Source organism: Acidiluteibacter ferrifornacis (assembly GCF_009909615.1).
GTDB lineage: Bacteria > Bacteroidota > Bacteroidia > Flavobacteriales_E > Vicingaceae > Acidiluteibacter > Acidiluteibacter ferrifornacis.
The window spans coordinates 178,427-201,164 of record NZ_WWNE01000004.1 but is presented as its reverse complement, the minus strand read 5'-3'; the positions used below and the strand labels follow the sequence as shown (position 1 = coordinate 201,164).

Below are 22,738 nucleotides of genomic sequence, written 5' to 3'. Positions count from 1 at the left end.
GATGAAATTTCTTTTTAACAAAGATTTTGGTGCACTAAAATACCTAAAATTTGTAAGTTGTTAAACTTTTTTAACGAATCTCTTGAATTTTTCTTTCCAATTTTTTGACTATCGTAGCTTCTTAAATGTCTGAACCCATCTGTCTGGCAACTCGTTATTGCAAGCTACTTGATAATCCAAATAGCTACATGGAACTAACAAATGTCGTTCATATTTACTACCTGAGGCATTCGGATATGGCACATCCATAAACCAACGGTCACTTTTCTCACTTTTATAAAAAACGATATCGTCCTTTTGAGATTCCATAGCAACCGTATACTTAATATATTCTGTTTTATTACAAGCAGGAAAATCCTTTTTACGATTAAAAACACCATCCATAAAATACCAAACCATTTGAGCTAACAAGTGGCTTGTTTGTCCGTGAAAATCAAGAGAAGGATTCACCTCGTAAAAGCCAATTGATGTTAATTTGTCGCTCAAACCAGCGTATCTTGCCAATTGACAGGCTTCGTCACCAAACAGCCCATTGGGTGTAGCTGATGCACATGCAGGAGCCTCAGACTGCCTGATTGAAGAAATATCAAAACTTACGAAGTCCGCATTCCTTATAATCGGTTCATTTTCCCGAATATCAGAACGCACAAAACCAAGCCTATAGGTGTCGAAAAACAATTGATCAATCAAAGCCACTTCGTTTTGACTGACGAAATAAGTCTGGTAACCTATATTGCTAAAATTGAAAAGAAAATTAGGTTGATGAAGCACTACTTTACTCAAATAATTCGAGGCTGATATAGGCGCAGTAGTTTCCCCTATATTAAATGCAGAATCTATAGCAGTAAGATTAACCGTTTGTTCCAGTGTTTTATAAGCTTGGAAATTTGCAAAAGTCAAATCTTTGGTCCCACCAATAATTACCGGAATTATCCCTTTCTTTATTAAACCACTAACTGTTTCTGAAACTGCAAAATAAGTATCAGACAATGCATCTCCTGCTTTGATATTTCCCAGATCGACTATATTGGCAAAACCTACTCCTTTATAAAGTTGGTAAAAATATTTTCTAAATTGGTCAGGAGCATCTGCAGCACCAAGGTTAACAGCATTTCCCCGATCTTCTTCTACTCCAACAATAGCAATTTTATCAGAAGGCAACCACTCAAAGGAACCAACATCTTCAGTGGTTCTAATTCTAACAACATTTTTTAGATGATCTGCTTGATAATTTATATTGGCAAGCGCTTTATCTAATTGAACACCTTCAATAAAATCCAAAAAATCCATTTTTACTTCTTTTTAGGTGGTGTCTTTTTCGCAGTCGTCTTCTTGGCTGTAGTCTTTTTCTTTGCTGGAGCTTTTTTAGTGGTAGTTTTTTTTGCTGCAGTCTTCTTAGTAGAAGCCGCTCCTCTACCTTTTTTATCCGGCGCCTCAGCTGATAACTTTAAACATTGCTCCAATGTCAAAGAACTTGGCTCAACATCTTTGGGAATTTTAACATTTTTTTTCCCGTGTTTAATGTAAGGCCCGAATCTACCCTTTAGAACCTGAACATCCGGATCTTCTTCAAATACTTTGATGTATTTTTCTTTTTCTGCCTGAATTTTAGCCTGAACAATTTCTACTGCTCTATCGTGAGTAATTGTCATTGGGTCATCCCCATCCGCTTTCTTAATAGAAGCAAATAGTTTACCATAACGTATATAAGGTCCAAATCTTCCAATTGCTGCAAACATCTTTTCCCCTTTATATTCTCCAACTTCACGAGGCAACTTGAATAAATCCAATGCTTCTTCAAAAGTGATTGTTTCCAAATTTTGAGTTGGAAGAAGACTAGCAAACTGTGGCTTATCTTCATCTTCAGAATCTCCAATTTGAGCCATGGGTCCAAATCTTCCAATTCTAACGATTAGCTTTTTACCTGTTTTTGGATCCTTCCCCAACTCTCTTTCACCACTAGCGCGATCCGCATTTTCTAATGTATCCACAACATTGGTATGAAAAGTTTTGTAGAAGGTTTCAATCATCTTATTCCATTTCCTTTGTCCCTCTGCAATTTCATCAAACTGCTTTTCAACATTTGCAGTGAAACTATAGTCCATGATTCTTTCGAAATGCTCTAATAAAAAATCAGTTACTACCATTCCTATATCAGTAGGAAACAATTTATTTTTTTCAGCTCCTGTCGTCTCGGTTCGCTCTTCTTTATTTATCCCTTTCGCATCTAGTGTTAATTGCATGTATTTTCGTTCAACACCTTCTCTTGCCTCTTTGATTACATACCCCCTCTTTTGAACCGTTGATATAGTTGGTGCATATGTAGACGGACGACCTATACCTAACTCTTCTAGCTTTCGAACTAAACTTGCCTCTTGATATCTTGGTGGATGTTGTGTAAAACGCTGCGTAGCCGAAATTTCCTTCAATCCCAACTTCTCACCAACTTTCATTGGAGGAAGCACTCCTTCTTTTTCCTCTTCAGATTCATCATCTGTTGATTCAAGATAGACTTTCAAGAATCCTTCAAATTTGATAACCTCTCCTTTTGCAACGAAATCTTGATCAGCTTTAGAAACATCAATTTTAACAGTCGTTTTTTCCAATTGAGCATCACTCATTTGGGAAGCAATAGACCGTTTCCAAATCAAGTCATACAATCTTGACTCTTGAGAGGAACCTCCAATTTCATGTACAGCAAAGTCTGTCGGTCGAATGGCCTCGTGAGCTTCTTGCGCTCCCTTTGACTTAGTCGCATACTTCCTAGTTTGTGCATACTCTTTACCGTAAGCCGAAATAATCTCATTACGTGCACCATTCAATGCCGTTTCTGATAAGTTAACAGAATCTGTTCTCATGTATGTAATCTTTCCAGATTCATACAATCGTTGAGCGATCATCATTGTTTGGCTAACAGAATACCCTAACTTCCTACTTGCTTCCTGCTGAAGAGTAGAGGTAGTAAAAGGAGCCGTAGGTGATTTTTTGGCAGGCTTAGTCTCTAGGTCTGCAATCGAGAATTCAGACTTAGCACATGCTTCTAAAAAATCTTGCGCTTCTTCCATTGAAGGAAATCGCTTTGGCAACTCTGCTTTTAAAATGGTTTTTCCACCAATTACAAAATTCCCAATAACTCGATAAGAGGAAGAAGCATTAAAATTCATGATTTCACGCTCCCTTTCAACAATTAAGCGAACTGCAACAGATTGCACCCTACCAGCAGAGAGAGAAGGTTTAATTTTCTTCCAAAGAATAGGAGACAATTCATAGCCTACTAGTCGGTCTAATACTCTTCTTGCTTGTTGCGCATCCACCAAATTTTTATCTAATGCTCTTGGGGTTTCAATAGCGTGAGTTATAGCACCCTTTGTAATCTCATGAAAAACAATTCGTTTAGTCTTTTTCTCATCTAACCCAAGCGCTTCTAATAAATGCCATGAGATGGCCTCTCCTTCGCGATCCTCATCCGTCGCTAACCACACCATATCTGAGGATTTCGAAAGTTTTTTTAATTCAGCGACCACTTTTTTCTTGTCATCGGAGATAACATATTTGGGTTCGAAATTATTTTCTATATCAATGGAAATATCTTTTCCTGGAAGATCTCGAATGTGACCAAAACTCGATTTCACAACAAAGTCCTTCCCTAAAAATCCTTCAATTGTCTTTGCTTTTGCTGGTGATTCTACTATTACTAAGTTTTTGGCCATTCTTGATTTTTTAAATCTATTAAGTGAAAAATTCGATACAAATAAAATGATAAAACAATTAGCTAACAAAAGTATTCACAAATATCATTTTAAAACTCATTCCCAACACACTGCTTTCTAGGACGCTAAAATCACAATATCCACTTAAATTAAATTATCTTAAAAAATATGTCATTTTGTCACACTTTTAAAAAATGGCTAATTTTGAAATTCGAAAAAGTACAATTAAACAAAAATGCTGAAAGAAGGAATAAAAGTAGTGGATGAGAATAGACAAGGAGAGGCTTTGGCTCCTCCCTCAGCAATCAAAAGTAGCTCTGAGCGAAAAGTATACATTGAAAGCTATGGTTGTCAAATGAATTTTGCGGATAGCGAAGTAGTAGCTTCTATTCTTTCGCAGGATGGATTTGGCACGACCAAAGAATTAGCTGAAGCGGACTTGGTGTTATTGAACACTTGTTCTATCCGTGACAAAGCTGAACAAACTATTCGGAAGAGACTTTCAAATTTTAATACTATCAAAAAAAACAAACCCGAAATGATAATCGGGGTTTTAGGATGTATGGCTGAGCGCCTAAAGTCTCAACTAATCGACCAAGAAAAGTTGGTTGATTTAGTTGTGGGTCCTGATGCATACAGAGATCTTCCGAACTTAGTGAATGAAGTAGACAATGGTCAAAAAGCGGTAAATGTAATTTTATCCAAGGAGGAAACCTACGGAGATATTGTTCCAAAAAGAACCAACGAAAACGGCGTAACAGCCTTTGTTTCTATTACTAGAGGTTGCGACAATATGTGTACCTTTTGCGTTGTCCCTTTTACCAGAGGAAGAGAACGAAGTAGAGATCCAGAGAGTGTTTATAATGAAGCAAAACAATTGTTTGAAAGCGGATATAGGGAGGTTACTTTATTGGGACAAAACGTAGACTCCTATCTATGGTATGGAGGCGGCTTAAAGAAAGAATTTAAAAATCTTTCTGAAGAAGAAAAAGCTAAAAGTGTCAATTTTGCTCAATTACTAGAGAAGGTTGCACAGATTAGTCCGCTCTTAAGGGTTCGTTTTTCAACTTCACACCCTCAGGATTTGACAGATGATGTATTACATGTTATTGCAAAGTATCATCATGTTTGTAGCTACATACACTTACCAGTGCAGTCAGGAAGCTCAAGAATACTCAAATTAATGAATCGAGGTTATACCAAAGAATGGTATAAAGAACGAATCGATGCAATAAATAGAATTATACCCGGTTGTGCTATTTCTACTGATATTATTGTTGGTTTTTGTACCGAAACGGAAGATGATCATCAAGAAACCTTAGAAATGATGCGTTATGTTAAATACGGCTTGGGATATATGTTTAAGTACTCCGAGAGACCAAACACTGTCGCTCAGAGAAAGTTTAAGGACGATGTACCAGAGGATACTAAACAACGAAGATTAGAAGAGATAATCCGACTGCATAGAGAAAACGCTGCATTTAGAAATAGTGAAATGGTAGGCAAAACCTTTGAAGTACTAATTGAAGGGGTCTCTAAAAAGTCTGACCAGGAGTTATTTGGCAGAACTCCCCAAAATGCAGTAGCGGTTTTCCCAAAAGAAAATCACAAAATTGGCACATATGTAAATGTGCTAATAGAAGATTGCACAACCGGCACTTTATTAGGAAAAGTCGTAAATTAAACAGAAATGACAGTAGATCAAATAAAACAACGTTTTGGGATTATCGGAAACTCCCCGGTACTATTAAGAGCTATTGATATTGCTGTTCAAGTAGCCCCTACCGACCTATCTGTGTTAGTAGGTGGTGAAAGTGGAGTTGGAAAAGAAAATATGCCTCAGATTATCCATCAACTAAGTGCGAGAAAACACAATAAATACATTGCAGTAAACTGTGGGGCTATTCCAGAAGGCACTATTGATTCCGAATTATTTGGACATGAAAAAGGTTCATTTACAGGGGCTAATGAGGCGAGAAAAGGATACTTCGAAGTCGCAGACGGCGGAACTATCTTTTTGGATGAGGTTGCTGAACTACCTTTACAGACTCAGGTTCGATTGTTAAGAGTTTTAGAAACCGGTGAATTCTTAAAAGTAGGATCTTCGAAAACTCAAAAAACAAACGTTAGAATAGTAGCAGCGACCAACGTTAATATTCCAGAAGCAATAAAGAACAATAAATTTCGGGAAGATTTATACTACCGATTAAATACCGTTCCAATCTTAATTCCACCTTTGCGGGAGCGAAAAGAAGACATCTACCTATTATTTAGAAAGTTTGCTTCAGATTTCGCTGCTAAATACCGAATGCCTGTCGTTCAGTTAACTGATAGAGCAAGAATTTTATTAGAGAACTTCAGATGGCCAGGTAATATTCGTCAATTAAAAAATGTAACTGAGCAAATTTCTGTAATTGAGAAAAAAAAGGAGATTGATGAATCTATATTAAAAAATTACTTACCAACTATTGACAATCACCATCTACCTGCAATTTATAAAAGCGATGAAGGTGAAGCCGGAATGAATGAAAGAGAAATTTTGTATAAAGTATTATTTGATTTAAAACGAGACGTCACTGACTTAAAAACTCTTGTTTTCAAAGCACTTAACTCTGACAATGGTTTTGTAAATAGTAAAGAAGGTGCTCAAATTATTCAGCGATTGTACGATGATGAACATGATGTTGAAAAAAATGAATTACCAGTAAGAATCCAGCAATACAGTCAACCAATCGAAAATAACTCCGCTGCTAATTATGAAGAGGACGAGACTGAAGAGCCTAACCATGAAATTGTAGAAGACACCTTATCCATAGCTGACACAGAGAAAGAATTGATTAAACGTGCCTTAAAGAAATACGATGGCAAACGAAAAAATGCCTCCAAAGAATTAGGAATTTCTGAGCGAACGTTATATCGTAAGATAAAAGAATATAATATTGCAGACTTATGAAAATGACGATCAAATCCATACTCATCAGTTGTGTTATCGCAACACTGTTCTGTTTCAATGGGTGCTACTCGTTTACTGGCGCCTCAATTGATCCTAAAGTAAAAACTGTTTCTGTTGCACTATTTCCCAACTATGCACCAATTGCTCAGGTTACGGTGAGTCAAAAATTTACTGAAGCATTAAAAGATGTTTTTATCTCTCAAACTAACTTAACGTTAGTAAGAGAATCAGGTGACCTTAGATTTGAAGGTGCCATTACGCGGTATGAAGCAGTTCCTTTAGCTATCCAAGGAAATGAAGTTGCTGCACAAACCCGTTTAAATATGACAGTAAATGTTAAGTTTACCAACACTGTGGACGAAACACAAAGCTTTGAACGCTCATTTACTCAGTTTGAAGACTTCTCTTCTACAGAAAATTTATCTGCAGTAGAAGATCAATTGATTGAATCAATTAATGAAAAACTGACACAAGATATTTTTAATGCATCAGTTAGCAATTGGTAATGAATAAAAATGAATTCATATCATTTATAAAACACCCTGAAAATGTTCAGCAGGATGCAATTGCGGCATTACAACAGTTCACGATAGATTTCCCGTATTGCCAAACTGGACAAATAGTATTAGCCAAGGCTTTTCACAATTCAGATGATATAGCGTTCGAGAATCAATTGCGCTTAGCTGCAGCATACGCAGCAGATAGAAAAGTTTTGCATCGATTAATATTAGAGAGAAAAACAGTTTCAATATCTGAAAAAGTGACTGAATTAGATGAAACGCAATTTCCTTCTGATGCAGAAACAACGTCAGGAGATATTAGCACTTTTCCTAATAATTCAGAATCGCATTTAAACGAAAGTAAGAAAAGCTTAGAGGACAATCAAAAGGCACCTGATACGATAGATGTTACCCCTACGAGCTCTATTAATAACGATATAGCATCAGCTCACAATCAATCGGAGAACACTCCAGCTTCTACTATCGTTGAAACTAACTCTACTACTGAATCCATAAAACCGGTAAAAACGGAAGAAGACATCTTCTTAGAACAACAAATATTAAGTTCCGCTATTAGTAGTTCCTTACTTTTAGAAGTAGATGAAATAGATTCGGAAGACAATACGCAGAATGATGAACAACCAACTGTAAGTGCAGCGTCAGTAATAGAGGCTGGAGAACACAGCTTTAATGAATGGTTGGGGATATATGCCAACGATGCACCTCAAAAAAAGGAAGAAACAAAACCAACTGCTGCAAAAACTGATTTAATCAATAAGTTTATTAAATCGGAACCTCAAATACGTCCTAAGCGAGAATTTTACTCTCCGGCCAACATGGCTAGGCTAAGTGTAAAGGAAGATGATGACTTGGTAACTGAAACATTAGCAAAAATTTATGCTCAACAAGGCAATAAAGAGAAAGCAATTTCAGCTTATGAGAAATTAGCCTTGAAATATCCAGAAAAAAGAATTTATTTTGCAAACCAAATTAATAAACTGGGTGAAGAACCTAAATAAATAAAAATAGAATGGGCACAATTATATCCGTATTGATTTTAATCATCGCCATCTTATTGATTCTAGTAGTACTAGTTCAAAATCCAAAAGGTGGTCTTGCTTCTAACTTTTCATCATCCAACCAAGTAATGGGAGTTAGAAAGACAACCGACTTTATAGAGAAAGCGACTTGGACATTAGCGATTGCATTGGTAGTACTAAGCGTTGTCTCGGCGACTTTTAATGAGAACACTACTGTTTCGGTAGAGCCTACAGAGTCTGAATTGACCAACGAAGCCAACCAAATTATCATTCCAACAGAGCAAGCTCCATTGTTGCAAGACGATATTGCTACTCCTGATAATGCAGAAGATGTTCCTGCTGAAGAAGCAGAATAAAAAAATAGAAAATAAATCTTATTTTAAAGTGTCAGAATGTCATATTCTGACACTTTTTTTGTGTCCAAAATTCATTTATTCTGTCAATTTTTAACAAAAACAGCATTGGCATAAAATATGACAATTGCTCTCTCGTAAAAATTAAATTCATTTTTAAAATTTAGTAAATATATGTCAGTAAACATTAAACCACTTGCAGATAGAGTTCTGGTAGAACCAGCTGCAGCAGAAGAGAAAACGGCAGGAGGTATTTTTATTCCTGATACCGCTAAAGAGAAACCACAGAGAGGCGTTGTAGTAGCCGTGGGTAATGGCAAACCTGATGAACCAATGACTGTAAAAGTTGGAGACAAGGTTCTTTATGGAAAATACTCAGGATCAGAGTTGGCATTAGAAGGAAAAGACTATTTGATCATGAGAGAGTCTGATATTTTAGCAATTGTTTAAATCTAAAAATTAAAAGAAAATGGCAAAGGAAATAACATTCGACTTAGAAGCACGTGATGCACTGAAAAGAGGTGTAGACATTTTAGCGAACGCAGTAAAAGTAACGCTAGGCCCTAAAGGTAGAAATGTAATTATAGATAAAAAATTTGGAGCTCCATCAGTTACTAAGGATGGTGTATCAGTAGCGAAAGAAATCGAACTGAAAGACACTGTTGAGAACATGGGTGCTCAGATGCTAAAAGAAGTAGCTTCTAAAACTGCAGACGATGCAGGTGATGGCACAACTACGGCGACTATTCTGGCGCAAGCAATTGTTACTGCGGGTTTGAAAAACGTAGCAGCTGGAGCTAATCCAATGGATTTAAAGAGAGGTATAGACAAAGCAGTATCGGCTATCGTTGCTGAATTGAAGAAAGTATCTAAAACTGTTGGTGACGATAATCAAAAAATTGAGCAAGTTGCTACTATTTCTGCAAACAATGACAATTCCATTGGTAAGTTGATTGCTGAGGCAATGGCAAAAGTGAAAAAAGAAGGTGTAATCACTGTAGAAGAGGCAAAAGGAACTGAAACTACTGTAGAAGTAGTAGAAGGAATGCAATTCGACAGAGGATACTTATCTCCTTATTTCGTGACAGATACAGAAAAAATGATTGCTGATTTGGATAATCCTTACGTATTGATTTACGACAAGAAGGTTTCTAACATGAAGGATTTATTACCTGTACTTGAAAAATCTGCACAATCAGGAAGACCTTTATTAATTATTGCTGAAGATGTAGAAGGTGAAGCTCTAGCTACCTTGGTAGTAAACAAAATCAGAGGATCATTAAAAATTGCTGCTGTTAAGGCTCCAGGATTTGGTGACAGAAGAAAAGAGATGTTGGAAGACATCGCTATCTTAACTGGTGGTACTGTGATTTCCGAAGAAAGAGGTTACAAATTAGAAAATGCTGATTTATCTTACTTAGGTCAAGCAGAAAAAATCACTATCGATAAAGACAATACGACTATCGTAAATGGTTCTGGAAACAAAGAAGATATTCAGTCTAGAGTAGCTCAGATTAAGGCTCAGATGGAGAATACTACTTCTGATTACGATAGAGAGAAGCTACAAGAGCGTTTAGCTAAATTAGCTGGTGGTGTAGCTGTTCTTTATGTAGGTGCTGCTTCTGAAGTAGAAATGAAAGAAAAGAAAGATAGAGTGGATGATGCTTTAGCTGCAACAAGAGCTGCAGTAGAAGAAGGAATCGTTCCTGGTGGTGGTGTTGCTTACATTCGTGCTTTGGTGGCATTAGATGGCTTAGAAGGCGAAAATGCAGACGAAAAAACAGGCATTCAAATTATCCGAAGAGCTGTAGAAGAGCCATTGAGACAAATTGTGGCTAACTGCGGTGGTGAAGGTTCAATCGTGATTCAGAAAGTAAGAGAAGGAAAAGGGGATTACGGTTACAACGCAAGAACTGAGGTTTACGAGAACTTATTCGATGCAGGTGTAATTGACCCAACTAAAGTATCTCGTGTAGCTTTAGAAAATGCTGCGTCTATCGCAAGTATGCTATTGACTACTGAGTGTGTAATTGCTGACATCCCTGAAGAAGGTGGTGCTCCAGCTATGCCAGGTGGTATGGGCGGAATGGGTGGAATGATGTAATCATCCTCTCAATCGACTTAATTTATATAGAAAGAGCTCCAATGTATTGGGGCTCTTTTATTTTGTTAATGCTCTAATTAATTTTTAGGGGATTTATTAATAGAATAAATAAAGGTTTATCTAAATAGATAAAAACTCAAAAAAAAGACCTTGGATACTCCAAGGTCTTTTAAATATATAGATCGAACTAAAAAAGCTAGTTCTAGATAACCCCCAATAATCTTAGTATTAATAAAATTAACAAAACGGCGACTAGAGTTCCAATTACTCCACCTCCCAATTCTGCTAGAATACTTAAAATTACAAGAACAAGTAATATCACTAACAATAGCCAAATGAGTCCTCCGATTGCCGAATCGTCGTCAACGGCGGGGGTAGCAAGCATAGTTCCATTAGAAGGCATCAAATCATTCCAATTGCTTAGCCCACTTAGTCCAAGAAATGGAGGAAATTCATTCAACTTACTCTTTTCATGCTGAACCTCTTTCTCTGTTCTTAGCTTGATTGACTTCAACCTTTCAGGTTTTCTATTCTGTAGCTTTGGACTTGAAACTTCATTCGCTATCAGATCAGATTCAATAACAGTTCGCTCTAATTTTTCGGTTTCATATTTTTCAATGTCACCTTGACTCAACTCAGTAGCCTCCGACCTTTCAACTTTATCCGTTTTGGTCAATTTTACCCCCTTTAAATGCGGGTGATATTTCACTCGATTGAAATTATTAACATCACCAGATTTCACCATTGAGCAAGAAGAAAAAACAACGGCAATAATTAAGGCTAGTAAAGTTGATTTGTGATTAAGTATGTTAGCTTGTTTCATAATAAATGTTTTATTGGTTTGGAAACATCATAAGCAAACGCAAGACCTTTTTATAAATCCTTAATTTTATAGGAAAATAGACTCTAGTAGACAAAAAACCGTTACGATATGTCTATATTATTGTAGAAAATAAACACCATGAAATATTATCTTATACTATTCCTACTTCTACTTTTTGGCATGAATACAATTGCTCAAGAGGACCATTTGATATATGGAGAGGAAATCGCGATGAAAAGAAAAGAAATCGCCTCCAATGCTTTAGTAAATTTAAGGAATGGAACTCTTTTAGTGAGATTAAATACTTCTAGTAAACAATTGGAATTGCTTCAAAAAATGGGGCTAACTGAAAAGTTAGAAGAAGTCAAAAAAGAACAACAGAATGAGAATAAAAGCATTGTTGAGGCTTTTCAGAATCAATTAACCTTTACTAAGCAGGTTTATTATTTTTATAGTGAAAACACGCCAGAAGTTATTGATGGCAGGTTTATTGGAATCCTCTTGGACACCAATTTAAACCCAATTAAAGAAAGCATCAATATAGATTATTTTCTCATTGCAGATTTCAACCGAACAGAAAATTTGGGAATTCCCGCATTGGTCATTTACGACTCTAGCCTCAATCAAATGCCACCACCCTTCCCCTATTTCACTAGAACTTATGAATCATTACCCATATTCAACAGAGGTCATGACCGCACGGTAGAGTTATTTAATGAAAAACTATTTTTCGAGTACAATAAACCCAATTAAATAAAAAAAGGGGAGCAAAATGCCCCCCTTTTTAATATTGCTTTGAATAGTTGAATTGGCCTCAACTAACTCAACATTCCTTTTACAATTCTTGAAATATCTTTCCCGTCTGCTTTACCAGCTAACTTTTTTGTAGCAGCTCCCATTACCTTACCCATATCAGCAGGACTAGTAGCACCTACTTCACTTATAATTGCAGTAATCTCCTTTACCAACTCCTCCTCACTCATTTGTTTTGGAAGGTATTGTTCTATTATAATAGCCTGATCAATTTCATCATTTGCCAAATCTTCTCTCCCTTGGGTTTTGTATATTTCAGCAGCTTCACGGCGTTGCTTCACTTGCTTTTGCAACATTCTCACCTCTTCTGCTTCAGCATTTGAACCTCCACCCTTTTCGGTTGCTGCTAATAACAATGCAGATTTTATTGCTCTTAAAGCAGCTAACTTAGGCTGATTACGCTCTTTCATTGCCGTTTTTATATCGTTATTGATTTGTTCTGTTAAAGTCATTTCAATCTATTTTTTTATGAGAAACAAAGATAAAAAAAAGCCATCCCATCTCAACAAAAATGAGACAGAATGGCTTCTAAATTTAAAAAGTAATAAAAGTTAATCAATCCACATTATCGTGTAAGAAAGAATTGTTCTGTCTTAACGTTGTCTTTTTATCATCATCTTCGGAGAGCGTATATCTAGAGACATTAGATTCTGAACTATGTGGAGTAGAATCCAAACGAATGTTTCGGCGTTTGTAGGCCGGCTCATTTTCTAAATCATTAATTCCTCCAGGAGTCTTCATTTTCAAATTCAAACTCTTTAGTTTCAAAATACGCTCATGCGCTCTTCGCATCTGCTCTTCATCACTAATTGTTTTTCGTTGCATCGTTTCTTCGTGAGAAGAATCGTCGTTTGCGCTATCGATCTCCTCGTCTAGCGTATGACGTATTATTTCTGGCTCAGGTTTTTTCTTCATTTCTGGCTCAGGAGATGGCATTTGTCTTGGCTCAGGCTTTTTGATTTCAAACTCAAAACTAACTTGACTCTCAGAAGATTTTAAATAGGGCTCATTAGGGGCCTTTTTAGGCTCCTCTTCTTTTTTATCATCTCCGTTTACTTGCTGAGTGATATTGGTTGGCACTTCGTCCGTCAAGTTTCTAACAATCTTCTTAGGTTCAGCATTAAAGTTTACATCAATGGCATTCTTTGACCCAAAACCAGTAGCAACTATCGTCACACTTACTTTATTCCCTAAAGATTCGTCAATTCCGTTACCCCAAATAATATCAGCTGTATTACCAGCTTCTTCTTGAATATATTCAGTGATGGAATCGATCTCATCCATAGAAATTTCATCCTCGCCAGAAGTAATATTTAGCAGAATATACTTGGCACCTTTAATTTCATTATCGTTCAACAATGGAGACGCCATAGCCTTCGTCACCGCTGTTATCGCTCGATCAGTTCCCTCAGCACTTGCTGACCCCATAATGGCGGTTCCACCATCTTTCATTACAGTTTTTACATCTTCAAAATCGACGTTGATATAACCTGCTACTGTAATTATTTCAGCAATTCCTTTTGCTGCAACAGTTAGAATATCATCAGCTTTTGAAAAAGCTTCAGACATTTTTAAGTTTCCATACATCTCACGCAATTTATCGTTGCAGATAATTAGCAATGTATCCACATTATTTCTCAAAGACTCCAAACCTTCATCAGCTTGCAATTTTCTTCTTCTCCCTTCAAAAGAAAAAGGAATTGTAACAATACCAACTGTCAAAATACCCATTTCACGGGCAGTCTGAGCAATAATTGGCGCCGCACCTGTACCAGTTCCACCACCCATACCAGCGGTAATGAATACCATTTGTGTATTGGTCGCAAACAATTCTTTCAATTCGTCAACATTCTCAATAGCAGAATTTTTACCTACTTCTGGATTAGATCCTGCTCCTCTACCTTCGGTAAGTGTTGCCCCCAACTGAATTTTATTAGGAATAGGGCTTAAATCTAAAGCTTGCTGATCAGTGTTGCAGATGATGAAATCTACACCAGTAATCCCTTGATTATACATATGGTTCACTGCGTTGCTTCCGCCGCCGCCTACACCAATTACTTTGATGATCGATGATTGATCTTTTGGTAAGTCAAAATTCATAATGCTATGGTTTTTATTGTTCTGCTAAAATTCTTTTTCTAAATAATTAATCTTCTTCCTCAAAAAACTGCTTCCCCTTATTCAAAATATTTTGGAAGAAGCCTCCTTTGATTTTATCGCCCTGACGAACAGTGCCCGATTCAGGCTCTTGTTGCGAAGAACGATTTATTCTATTTTTTTGTTTTTCTAACTTTTGGAAACCTTTAATCACCAATCCAACACTTGTCGCAAACATTGGACTCGTTACTTCATCAGCATTTCCTTTTGCTAAATATTCATTCGGATAACCAATTCTAGTATCCATTCCTGTAACATACTCAAAAAGCTGTCCCACATGTCTCAACTGAGCTCCACCACCTGTGATTACCATACCGGCAATCAGCTTATTCTCATATCCAGAATTCTTTATTTCGTAATATATATTCTCAATAATTTCTTCCAGTCTAGCCTGAATAATACTTGCTAGGTTTTTGATTGAAATTTCTTTTGGCTCTCTTCCTCTTAATCCAGGAATAGAAACAATCTCATTATCCTGACTCTCGTTCGACAATGCAGAACCAAACTTAATCTTCAACAATTCGGCTTGGTTTTTAATAATGCTACAGCCTTCTTTAATGTCTTCTGTAATCACATTTCCACCAAAAGGAATCACTGCCGTATGACGAATAATTCCATCTTGAAAAATGGCTACATCAGTAGTACCACCTCCTATATCCACTAAAACTACTCCGGCTTCTTTTTCTTCCTGGCTTAAAACAGCCTCAGAAGATGCTAAAGGTTCTAATATCAAATCCTGAACTTCTAAGCCTGCCTTGTGAATACATTTATAAATGTTCTTCGCTGCTGCAACTTGTCCGGTAATGATGTGAAAATTCGCTTCCAATCGAATTCCAGACATCCCAACAGGATCTTTAATTCCTTGCTCGTTATCTACTATAAATTCTTGTGGCAATACATCGATAATTTCTTCTCCTGGAAGCATTACCAATTTATGCATATCGTTAATCAATAAATCAATGTCGTCTTGACTAATCTCATCATCTAATGAGTTTCTCACACGGATTCCTCTATGCTGTAAACTTTTAATATGCTGACCTGCAATCCCTACATTTACGACCTTGATGTCTACTCCACTTTTTTGCTCAGCTTCATCAACCGCCATACGAATAGATTGAACTGTTTTTTCAATATTGGCTACTACTCCTCTTGTAACTCCAAGAGATTCAGACTTACCCATACCCAAAACCTCCAACTTTCCATGTTCATTTTTGCGCCCAACCATGACCACAATTTTGGTAGTTCCAATGTCCAACCCTACAACTATGTCAGAAGAATCCATACTATTATCGTTTTGTGCAGACCACTTGGTCTTTAAATTTTAAATTAATGACGCTATACTCATTCCATCCAGTATTACTCAACCCCTTGTTATAAAACACAATGAGCTTTTCAAATTTACTTTCGATGTTATCTGCGTCCCCAAATACAATTCTATGATTTCCAACACGTGGAATCAACTCTATATCCATATCTTTATTAACATGCAACTGTTCAATCTGAGCTTTCCAGAACGGATGATTATTGATAAAAGTGGCATATTTGTACACTTCATCTACCATGGTTCTTTTAGCGATAGAATCTGGTAACTTTTTCGAAAAATCAACACCTACAAAAGTGCTGTAGGGACTATAAACAAATCCATTTGCGACAAGCACTCTGGCAGTGTATTTATCAGACAATGGCATCATTCTACCCAACTTATCGATGTAATAACTATCACCATTACTGGAATAAACACGGACTATTGGCTCTCTTTGCTTTACTTTAACCGACAGCTTTCCATCCAATGTTTTAAAAACCTCTGCATTCTGAATCGCTGGATGACTGTTCAATTGAAATTCCATCTGATGGCTATTCAAATCCACTAAAGGACGATTAATCACAGACGAAACTTCCTCATGAATCATGGCTTCAACATCCTCTTCATCAATAAAAAAGTTCTGTTCACTTCTATCGATTTGAATTTTTACAGCAGTGCAAGTTTGTTGGTCTCTAGCTTTTTCAACAAAACCAAGCAATACTATCATTGAAATACCCATCAATGACCACAATACAAATTTTAATGTTTTATTCATTGCTAATCCATGTTTTTATGGGTTGAACAAAACGGTCAATGTCACCTGCTCCGATAGTTAATAAAACCTCTATTTCTTTATTTTTTAAAGTGTCCATCAATTGCTCTTTCAAACACACTTCTTTATTCTTTATAGTTATGTTTTTCAACAAATTTCTTGAAGTCACCCCTTCAATTGGTAATTCTCTTGCAGGATAAATATCCAACAAAATCAACTCATCTACTTGGGAAAGACTCTCTGCAAATTCATCAGCAAAATCTCTAGTCCTACTATACAAATGCGGTTGAAAAATGGCTGTTAATTTTTTGTTTGGAAACAACTCCCTAACCGATTTAACGCAAGCATTGATTTCACTCGGATGGTGTGCATAATCATCGATATACACCTTTTCACCATCGTTAAATTGCACATCAAAACGGCGCTGAACACCTCTAAAGCTATTTAACGACGCTTTCAAACTTTCTTCTTTCACACCCAACAAATGCGCAATAGCAATCACAGAAACAGCATTATCTACATTATGCCGGCCGGGCAATCCTAACGACAAATCGGTATAACTTCCTTCCGGTGTAATCACATCAAAATGATACTTTGCATCCTTAACTTCTATCTGATGGGCAGTGTATTCTTCATCACCTTCCAAGCCGTAAGTGATGACTTGTATATCATCTCTAAAACTCAAAACAGGTGCAAAAGCCAGTTTGGTTATGAGCGTCCCTCCAGGCTTAATCTTTCGAACAAAATCTTGGTAATTTTTTATCATTTCATCTGGTGTACCATAAATATCTAAATGATCGGCATCCAATGAAGTGATTATGGCGATATCTGGTGACAACTGCAAAAATGAACGATCGTACTCATCCGCTTCTGTTACAAAATATCGGGCGTCATCGTTTAAAACTAGATTGCTATCAAAATCGCGAGAAATGCCTCCTAAAAAAGCATTAATGGCAACTGCAGAATCATTTAATACATGCGCCAATAAACAAGAAGTCGTTGTTTTTCCATGCGTACCAGCAACAGCTAATGTTTTATAAGCACTAGAAATCAACCCTAACACTTGTGACCGCTTGAACATCCTAAATCCATTAGACTCAAAATAATCCAATTGAGCATTCCCTGTTTTTACTGCAGGGGTATAGACCACCAAAGTGCTGTTTTTATCCAGTTTTTCAATCTCAGTTAAATCAGCATCAAACCAAATTTTAATCCCTTCTTCTTCCAAGCGATTAGTTAAGGCAGAAGGTGTTTTATCATAACCCCATACTGCTTTGTCTTGTGTCAGAAAATAGCGCGCTAAAGCACTCATGCCGATGCCGCCAACTCCTACAAAATAAACAGTATGTATATTATTCATTTCCATTACTTCTTCACCAGTTTTAAAACTTCATTGGCGATAATATCTGCAGAGTTATTCATTCCCAGCTTGGCAATATTGAAACTTAATCGCCCCAACTCCTCTTCATTCGAAATCAACCGAAAAACTTTTGATTCTAATTCATTATTTATTTCTCCATCTGCAACTAATTCAGCTGCCTTATGGTTCACAAGAGCCATCGCATTTTTGGTTTGATGGTCTTCGGCTGCCGATGGAAGTGGTACAAGAATAGCTGGCTTTTTCACCAAACATAATTCTGATACCGCAATAGCTCCTGCTCTAGAAATTACCAAATCTGCAGCAGCATATCCCAAATCCATTTTTGTAATGAATTCCATGGTTTTTATTCCTGCACCTTCTTTTCCTGCAACTGCCTTTGCAGCCCTCTCGGCAAACAACTTTCCTGTTTGCCAAATCAACTGCACCCCTTCTTTTTCAAACCGATCAATCATTTTTTCTATGGCATGATTGATGCTTCTTGCGCCTAAGCTACCTCCAACAACCAATACCGTCTTTTTCTCCGGATCTAATCCGAAAAACTCCATGGCTCTTTCTCTTTTTCCTTCCAACTTCACCACCTCTTGTCTCACAGGATTTCCTGTCAAAATAATCTTCTCTTTAGGAAAAAATGCTGCCATTCCATCATAAGCTACACAAATAGTCTTGGCTTTCTGCCCAAGAATTTTATTAGTAACTCCTGCAAATGAATTCTGCTCTTGAATTAAACAAGGAATATTTCTATTCATCGCTGCTTTTAAAGTAGGTCCACTGGCGTACCCACCAACACCTACTGCAACATCAGGTACAAAATCTTTAACTACTTTTCGGGCTTTAAGCATACTTGCTAACAGCTTAAAAGGAAACTTTAAATTTTGAGCAGTCAACCTTCTATGCAGTCCCATAATTGGTAGCCCAACAATAGTGTAGCCAGCTTGAGGAACTTTCTCCATTTCCATTTTTCCTTCAGCTCCTACGAATAGGATTTCTACTGATGGATTTATTTTTTTTAGTGCATTAGCAATAGCAATAGCAGGAAAGACATGCCCCCCTGTACCACCACCACTAATGATTACTTTTGGATTATGCATTTGCGACCTCCTTTTCTTCTTCATAAACACTTCGGCTCACGCTGAGAATAATTCCTACAGCAAGGCAAGTAAACCAAATAGAAGTTCCACCCATACTTACCATGGGGAGTGGCTGACCAGTCACAGGAAATAAGTTCACAGCGACGGCCATATTTATCATGGCTTGAAAGACAAGACTAAAACTGAGCCCAACTGCCAGTAACGACCCGAATGTTCGAGGCGCTTTTATCGAAATTATTATACCTCGATATAGGAGAATTAAATACAGTAGCAACAAGGTGAATCCACCTAGAATCCCATATTCTTCTATTACAATTGCATAAATAAAATCCGAATAAGGATGTGGCAAGAAATTTCGTTGAGTGCTTCCTCCAGGTCCTTTCCCTAAAGGACCACCAGTGGCAATTGCAATTTTTGATTGTTCTGCCTGATAATTACTTTCCGAATCATCAGACATAAAATTTTCAATCCTATTCTTCCACGTTTCCACCCTTCCGGTATAATTGGAATTAACCACTATGGCAATAAAAACAGAAAGCAATACAACACCAATACCTATCATAGATATGATGTATTTAAGATTGATTCGGCCAATAAACATAATGACAACAGATGTTGTAAACAACATAGCAGCAGTAGAAAAATTAGCAGGCAAAATTAACCCACAAACTGCTAATATTGGTATCATTATGGGAACGAATGCCGAGTTAAAATCCTTAATCACCTCTTGTTTTTTGGACAACATTCTCGCTAAAAACATGATCAATGCTAACTTGGCTAAATCCGATGTCTGAAAGGTTTGGTTAATCACAGGAATGACCAACCATCTACTAGCATCATTGATACTAGCACCAGTCAGTAACGTAAATAGCAGCAAGGGTACTGCTATAAAAATCGCTAACTGAGATATTCTTGAATAGTATTTATAATTTAATTTATGAGCAGCATACATCAGTCCGAAACCTACAATTAAAATGAAACCATGTTTGAATAAAAAATATTCAGTGTTTCCATCCTGGTATTTGTAGGCCAGAGAAACGATAGAGCTGTATACAGCCAATATCGACAAGATGCCTAAAAATAGCACCACTGCCCATATTACTCGATCGCCTTTCAGATTTTTGAATAATGCCTGCATAAAATTATAAGCTTCTTACTGCTGTTTTAAATTGATGACCACGATCTTCATAGTTTTCAAACAAATCAAAACTTGCACATGCTGGTGACAATAAAACTGCATCGCCTTTAGTCGCTAACTCATAAGCCTTTGTTACAGCTTCTCTAGCCGTTTTAGCTTGTTGAATTGCTCCTACCTTGTCGCCAAAAGCATCTACAATTTTTTGATTATCATTCCCAAGACAGATGATTGCTTTCACCTTATCTTTCACAAGCTCAAAAAGCATGGAATAATCATTTCCTTTATCTACTCCTCCAACTATCCATACAGTTGGCTTTCCCATGCTTTCTAAGGCATACCATGTAGAGTTGACATTAGTCGCTTTGGAGTCGTTAATAAATTCAATTCCGTGAACATTGGTCACATGCTCTAAGCGGTGCTCAATGTTTTGAAAGTCTGACAATGACTCTCGAATCAACTCTTTCCGTAAATCAAGAATTCTTCCTGAAATTCCTGAAGCCATCGAATTGTACAGATTGTGTTTCCCTTGTAGTGCTAAATCGTGTATTGACATCTCGAATGTTTGGTTATTAATGTTTATTTGTAGTTTCTCTTTTATTTTATTGAGGCTTGCGCCCTCTTTAAGTTCTTGTGTGTCGCTGAATGGATAACATTTCGCTTCAATGGAATAATTTTTCATCGCATTGGGGATAAACTCATCATCTGCCCAATAAATGAAAGCTCCATTTTTGTCCATGTTTTGAAGGATTCTCATTTTGGAAGCCACATAATTTTCCATTTTGTACTCGTATCTATCCAAATGGTCGGGAGTAATATTCAATAAGACTGCGATATCAGCTTTAAAATCAAACATCCCATCTAACTGAAAACTACTGAGCTCAAGAACAAAATATTCTCGGTCTCCTTCTGCAACTTGTTTAGCAAAGCTTTGCCCGATATTACCAGCTAACCCTACATCTAACCCAGCCTTTTGATACAAATGATATATCATCAAAGTGGTGGTAGTCTTTCCATTACTTCCTGTAATACAAGTAAAATGCGCTTTAGAATACCTCGCGGCAAATTCAATCTCAGAAATGACTGGAGTCCCTTTTTCATGCGCTTTTTTAATCAAAGGCGCGGTATCTGGTATGCCAGGACTTTTGATAATTTCATCGCTCGATAGAATTCTATCTTCCGAATGAGTTTCCTCTTCCCATTCAACTTTCAAACCTGTAAGAACGCTCTTGTACTTTTCCTTTATCTTACTTCTATCGGATACAAAAACATCATATCCTTCTTTTAGTGCTAACTGTGCAGCTCCAACTCCACTTTCTCCTGCTCCTAATATGGCTAGCCGCTTTTTCATTCTACCTCAACTTCAGTGTTACGATAGATAGAATAGCCAGCATAATTCCCACAATCCAAAAACGTGAAACAATCTTGGCTTCGTGGTAGCCCTTCTTTTGATAATGATGATGCAGTGGTGCCATCAAAAACACCCTTCTCCCTTCACCAAACTTTTTCTTAGTGTATTTGAAATAGGCCACCTGTATCATTACTGATAAATTCTCTACTAAGAAGATTCCACAGAATACAGGAATTAACAATTCTTTACGAATCGCTAGAGCGAATACAGCGATTATTCCACCTAAAGCCAAACTACCAGTATCACCCATAAAAACCTGAGCAGGGTATGAGTTGTACCACAAGAAGCCTATACACGCTCCTACAAAAGCACCAATAAATATTACTAATTCACCTGAATCAGGGATGTACATAATATTGAGGTAGTCCGCAAAGATGGTATTACCCGATACGTATGCGAAGATGGCGAGCACAACGCCTATAATCGCAGAAGTCCCAGTAGCTAGTCCGTCCAAGCCATCCGTCATATTGGCTCCATTCGAAACAGCCGTAACGATGACAATGACAATCGGAATAAAGACTAACCAGGCATAATCCATAGCATTTTCTCCTGCCCAATCTACCAACCAAGCGTAATCAAATTCATTGTCCTTCACGAAAGGAATGGTTGTTACAAAGGACTTCGTCTCCTTCCAGTAATAATTTGCACTGGTTGTTTTATCAACATCGTTGTGAATTAATTCCTGAACATGAATCGGTGCATTTTCATCAAATACCTTCTCCTTTACGACTACGTCCTCATGGAAATATAATATGCATCCAACAATCAGCCCAACAATCACTTGCCCTACTACTTTAAATTTTCCGGCAAGGCCTTGTTTGTTCTTTTTGAAAACTTTGATGTAATCATCCGCAAATCCAATCGCACCCAACAAAACAGTTGACACTAGCATCAAGATCACATAAATATTATGCAATTTGGCAAACAACAAAGTAGGAATAAGAATAGATGCTAAAATAATTAGCCCCCCCATGGTTGGAGTTCCTGCCTTTTGATTTTGACCTTCTAACCCCAAATCGCGGATGGTTTCACCCACTTGCTGCACTTTTATGAACTCGATAATCCGCTTACCGAATACCATGGAAATCAATAAAGAGACTATGACAGAAGCCGCCGCCCTAAATGTGATGTACTGAAACACACCTGCTCCAGGAACATCCAATTCATTTAAATACTGAAATAAATAGTACAACAT

20 protein-coding genes are annotated in these 22,738 nt (G+C 37.1%); 8 read left to right on the top strand and 12 right to left on the bottom strand.

The features are described 5' to 3' along the window. Nucleotides 1–108 precede the first annotated feature (108 nt). Nucleotides 109–1,290 carry a formimidoylglutamase gene (locus GQN54_RS03900; RefSeq protein WP_160632194.1) on the bottom strand — a complete coding sequence of 394 codons (1,182 nt, stop codon included), beginning with the start codon at nt 1,288–1,290 and terminating at the stop codon, nt 109–111. Nucleotides 1,291–1,292: 2 nt separating this feature from the next. Continuing rightward, nucleotides 1,293–3,710 carry a type I DNA topoisomerase gene (gene topA, locus GQN54_RS03895; protein WP_160632192.1) on the bottom strand — a complete coding sequence of 806 codons (2,418 nt, stop codon included), beginning with the start codon at nt 3,708–3,710 and terminating at the stop codon, nt 1,293–1,295. Between the two features lie 235 nt (nt 3,711–3,945). Between topA and miaB the strand changes: the two genes are divergently transcribed. The 7 genes from miaB (at nt 3,946) to groL (ending at nt 10,660) form a co-directional block, all read left to right on the top strand. Continuing rightward, entirely contained in the window at nt 3,946–5,394 is a 1,449-nt protein-coding gene (miaB, locus tag GQN54_RS03890) for a tRNA (N6-isopentenyl adenosine(37)-C2)-methylthiotransferase MiaB (RefSeq protein WP_160632190.1), read from the top strand. A 6-nt stretch (nt 5,395–5,400) separates the two neighbouring features. After that, entirely contained in the window at nt 5,401–6,663 is a 1,263-nt protein-coding gene (locus GQN54_RS03885; RefSeq protein ID WP_160632188.1) for a sigma-54 interaction domain-containing protein, read from the top strand. Further along, a complete protein-coding gene (locus tag GQN54_RS03880) occupies nt 6,660–7,169 on the top strand; it encodes an LptE family protein (RefSeq protein WP_207554812.1) in 510 nt (169 codons plus the stop codon). Before GQN54_RS03885 ends, GQN54_RS03880 begins: the two co-directional genes overlap by 4 nt. Beyond that, nucleotides 7,169–8,182 (top strand): tetratricopeptide repeat protein, encoded by a 1,014-nt coding sequence (locus GQN54_RS03875; RefSeq protein WP_160632186.1) that lies wholly within the window; start codon nt 7,169–7,171, stop codon nt 8,180–8,182. Before GQN54_RS03880 ends, GQN54_RS03875 begins: the two co-directional genes overlap by 1 nt. 11 nt (nt 8,183–8,193) lie before the next feature. Further along, nucleotides 8,194–8,559: a preprotein translocase subunit SecG gene (gene secG, locus GQN54_RS03870; protein ID WP_160632184.1), complete on the top strand. Its 366-nt coding sequence runs from the start codon at nt 8,194–8,196 to the stop codon at nt 8,557–8,559. A gap of 171 nt (nt 8,560–8,730) precedes the next feature. Continuing rightward, nucleotides 8,731–9,006 (top strand): co-chaperone GroES, encoded by a 276-nt coding sequence (locus tag GQN54_RS03865; protein ID WP_160632182.1) that lies wholly within the window; start codon nt 8,731–8,733, stop codon nt 9,004–9,006. A 19-nt stretch (nt 9,007–9,025) separates the two neighbouring features. After that, nucleotides 9,026–10,660: a chaperonin GroEL gene (gene groL / locus GQN54_RS03860; RefSeq protein WP_160632180.1), complete on the top strand. Its 1,635-nt coding sequence runs from the start codon at nt 9,026–9,028 to the stop codon at nt 10,658–10,660. A gap of 202 nt (nt 10,661–10,862) precedes the next feature. Here groL and GQN54_RS03855 read toward each other — a convergent pair whose 3' ends face one another. After that, nucleotides 10,863–11,483: a hypothetical protein gene (locus GQN54_RS03855; protein WP_160632178.1), complete on the bottom strand. Its 621-nt coding sequence runs from the start codon at nt 11,481–11,483 to the stop codon at nt 10,863–10,865. A gap of 138 nt (nt 11,484–11,621) precedes the next feature. Here GQN54_RS03855 and GQN54_RS03850 point away from each other — a divergent pair, with 138 nt between their 5' ends. Next, nucleotides 11,622–12,236 (top strand): hypothetical protein, encoded by a 615-nt coding sequence (locus GQN54_RS03850; RefSeq protein WP_160632176.1) that lies wholly within the window; start codon nt 11,622–11,624, stop codon nt 12,234–12,236. A gap of 65 nt (nt 12,237–12,301) precedes the next feature. On the opposite strand, the gene GQN54_RS03845 is transcribed toward GQN54_RS03850, so the two are convergent. The 9 genes from GQN54_RS03845 to mraY all read right to left on the bottom strand — a co-directional run bounded on the left by GQN54_RS03845 (nt 12,302) and on the right by mraY (nt 22,738). Beyond that, nucleotides 12,302–12,748, bottom strand: coding sequence for a GatB/YqeY domain-containing protein (locus tag GQN54_RS03845; RefSeq protein ID WP_160632174.1), 447 nt, complete (start codon nt 12,746–12,748; stop codon nt 12,302–12,304). Nucleotides 12,749–12,851: 103 nt separating this feature from the next. After that, a complete protein-coding gene (gene ftsZ / locus GQN54_RS03840; RefSeq protein WP_160632171.1) occupies nt 12,852–14,396 on the bottom strand; it encodes a cell division protein FtsZ in 1,545 nt (514 codons plus the stop codon). 46 nt (nt 14,397–14,442) lie between these two features. Next, on the bottom strand, nt 14,443–15,735 hold the full coding sequence (gene ftsA, locus GQN54_RS03835) for a cell division protein FtsA (protein ID WP_160632169.1): 1,293 nt from the start codon (nt 15,733–15,735) through the stop codon (nt 14,443–14,445). 4 nt (nt 15,736–15,739) lie between these two features. After that, entirely contained in the window at nt 15,740–16,531 is a 792-nt protein-coding gene (locus GQN54_RS03830) for a cell division protein FtsQ/DivIB (protein ID WP_160632168.1), read from the bottom strand. Further along, nucleotides 16,524–17,894, bottom strand: a complete 1,371-nt coding sequence (gene murC, locus GQN54_RS03825) for a UDP-N-acetylmuramate--L-alanine ligase (RefSeq protein WP_160632166.1) — start codon at nt 17,892–17,894, stop codon at nt 16,524–16,526. Before murC ends, GQN54_RS03830 begins: the two co-directional genes overlap by 8 nt. After that, nucleotides 17,894–18,997: an undecaprenyldiphospho-muramoylpentapeptide beta-N-acetylglucosaminyltransferase gene (murG, locus tag GQN54_RS03820; RefSeq protein ID WP_207554811.1), complete on the bottom strand. Its 1,104-nt coding sequence runs from the start codon at nt 18,995–18,997 to the stop codon at nt 17,894–17,896. The genes murC and murG overlap by 1 nt, the downstream gene beginning before the upstream one ends. Then, nucleotides 18,990–20,135: an FtsW/RodA/SpoVE family cell cycle protein gene (locus GQN54_RS03815; protein WP_160632162.1), complete on the bottom strand. Its 1,146-nt coding sequence runs from the start codon at nt 20,133–20,135 to the stop codon at nt 18,990–18,992. Before GQN54_RS03815 ends, murG begins: the two co-directional genes overlap by 8 nt. A gap of 4 nt (nt 20,136–20,139) precedes the next feature. Next, a complete protein-coding gene (gene murD / locus GQN54_RS03810; RefSeq protein ID WP_160632160.1) occupies nt 20,140–21,483 on the bottom strand; it encodes a UDP-N-acetylmuramoyl-L-alanine--D-glutamate ligase in 1,344 nt (447 codons plus the stop codon). Nucleotide 21,484: 1 nt separating this feature from the next. Beyond that, entirely contained in the window at nt 21,485–22,738 is a 1,254-nt protein-coding gene (gene mraY / locus GQN54_RS03805; protein ID WP_160632158.1) for a phospho-N-acetylmuramoyl-pentapeptide-transferase, read from the bottom strand.

Coding starts and splice junctions, on each gene's coding strand:
- murG (WP_207554811.1), bottom strand. CDS start 18,997: ATGCATAATCCAAAAGTAATCATTAGTGGTGGTGGTACAGGGGGGCAT.
- miaB (WP_160632190.1), top strand. CDS start 3,946: ATGCTGAAAGAAGGAATAAAAGTAGTGGATGAGAATAGACAAGGAGAG.
- GQN54_RS03885 (WP_160632188.1), top strand. CDS start 5,401: ATGACAGTAGATCAAATAAAACAACGTTTTGGGATTATCGGAAACTCC.
- GQN54_RS03900 (WP_160632194.1), bottom strand. CDS start 1,290: ATGGATTTTTTGGATTTTATTGAAGGTGTTCAATTAGATAAAGCGCTT.
- GQN54_RS03855 (WP_160632178.1), bottom strand. CDS start 11,483: ATGAAACAAGCTAACATACTTAATCACAAATCAACTTTACTAGCCTTA.
- topA (WP_160632192.1), bottom strand. CDS start 3,710: ATGGCCAAAAACTTAGTAATAGTAGAATCACCAGCAAAAGCAAAGACA.
- GQN54_RS03865 (WP_160632182.1), top strand. CDS start 8,731: ATGTCAGTAAACATTAAACCACTTGCAGATAGAGTTCTGGTAGAACCA.
- ftsA (WP_160632169.1), bottom strand. CDS start 15,735: ATGGATTCTTCTGACATAGTTGTAGGGTTGGACATTGGAACTACCAAA.
- GQN54_RS03880 (WP_207554812.1), top strand. CDS start 6,660: ATGAAAATGACGATCAAATCCATACTCATCAGTTGTGTTATCGCAACA.
- mraY (WP_160632158.1), bottom strand. CDS start 22,738: ATGTTGTACTATTTATTTCAGTATTTAAATGAATTGGATGTTCCTGGA.
- GQN54_RS03815 (WP_160632162.1), bottom strand. CDS start 20,135: ATGCAGGCATTATTCAAAAATCTGAAAGGCGATCGAGTAATATGGGCA.
- ftsZ (WP_160632171.1), bottom strand. CDS start 14,396: ATGAATTTTGACTTACCAAAAGATCAATCATCGATCATCAAAGTAATT.
- GQN54_RS03830 (WP_160632168.1), bottom strand. CDS start 16,531: ATGAATAAAACATTAAAATTTGTATTGTGGTCATTGATGGGTATTTCA.
- murC (WP_160632166.1), bottom strand. CDS start 17,894: ATGGAAATGAATAATATACATACTGTTTATTTTGTAGGAGTTGGCGGC.
- secG (WP_160632184.1), top strand. CDS start 8,194: ATGGGCACAATTATATCCGTATTGATTTTAATCATCGCCATCTTATTG.
- groL (WP_160632180.1), top strand. CDS start 9,026: ATGGCAAAGGAAATAACATTCGACTTAGAAGCACGTGATGCACTGAAA.
- GQN54_RS03850 (WP_160632176.1), top strand. CDS start 11,622: ATGAAATATTATCTTATACTATTCCTACTTCTACTTTTTGGCATGAAT.
- murD (WP_160632160.1), bottom strand. CDS start 21,483: ATGAAAAAGCGGCTAGCCATATTAGGAGCAGGAGAAAGTGGAGTTGGA.
- GQN54_RS03875 (WP_160632186.1), top strand. CDS start 7,169: ATGAATAAAAATGAATTCATATCATTTATAAAACACCCTGAAAATGTT.
- GQN54_RS03845 (WP_160632174.1), bottom strand. CDS start 12,748: ATGACTTTAACAGAACAAATCAATAACGATATAAAAACGGCAATGAAA.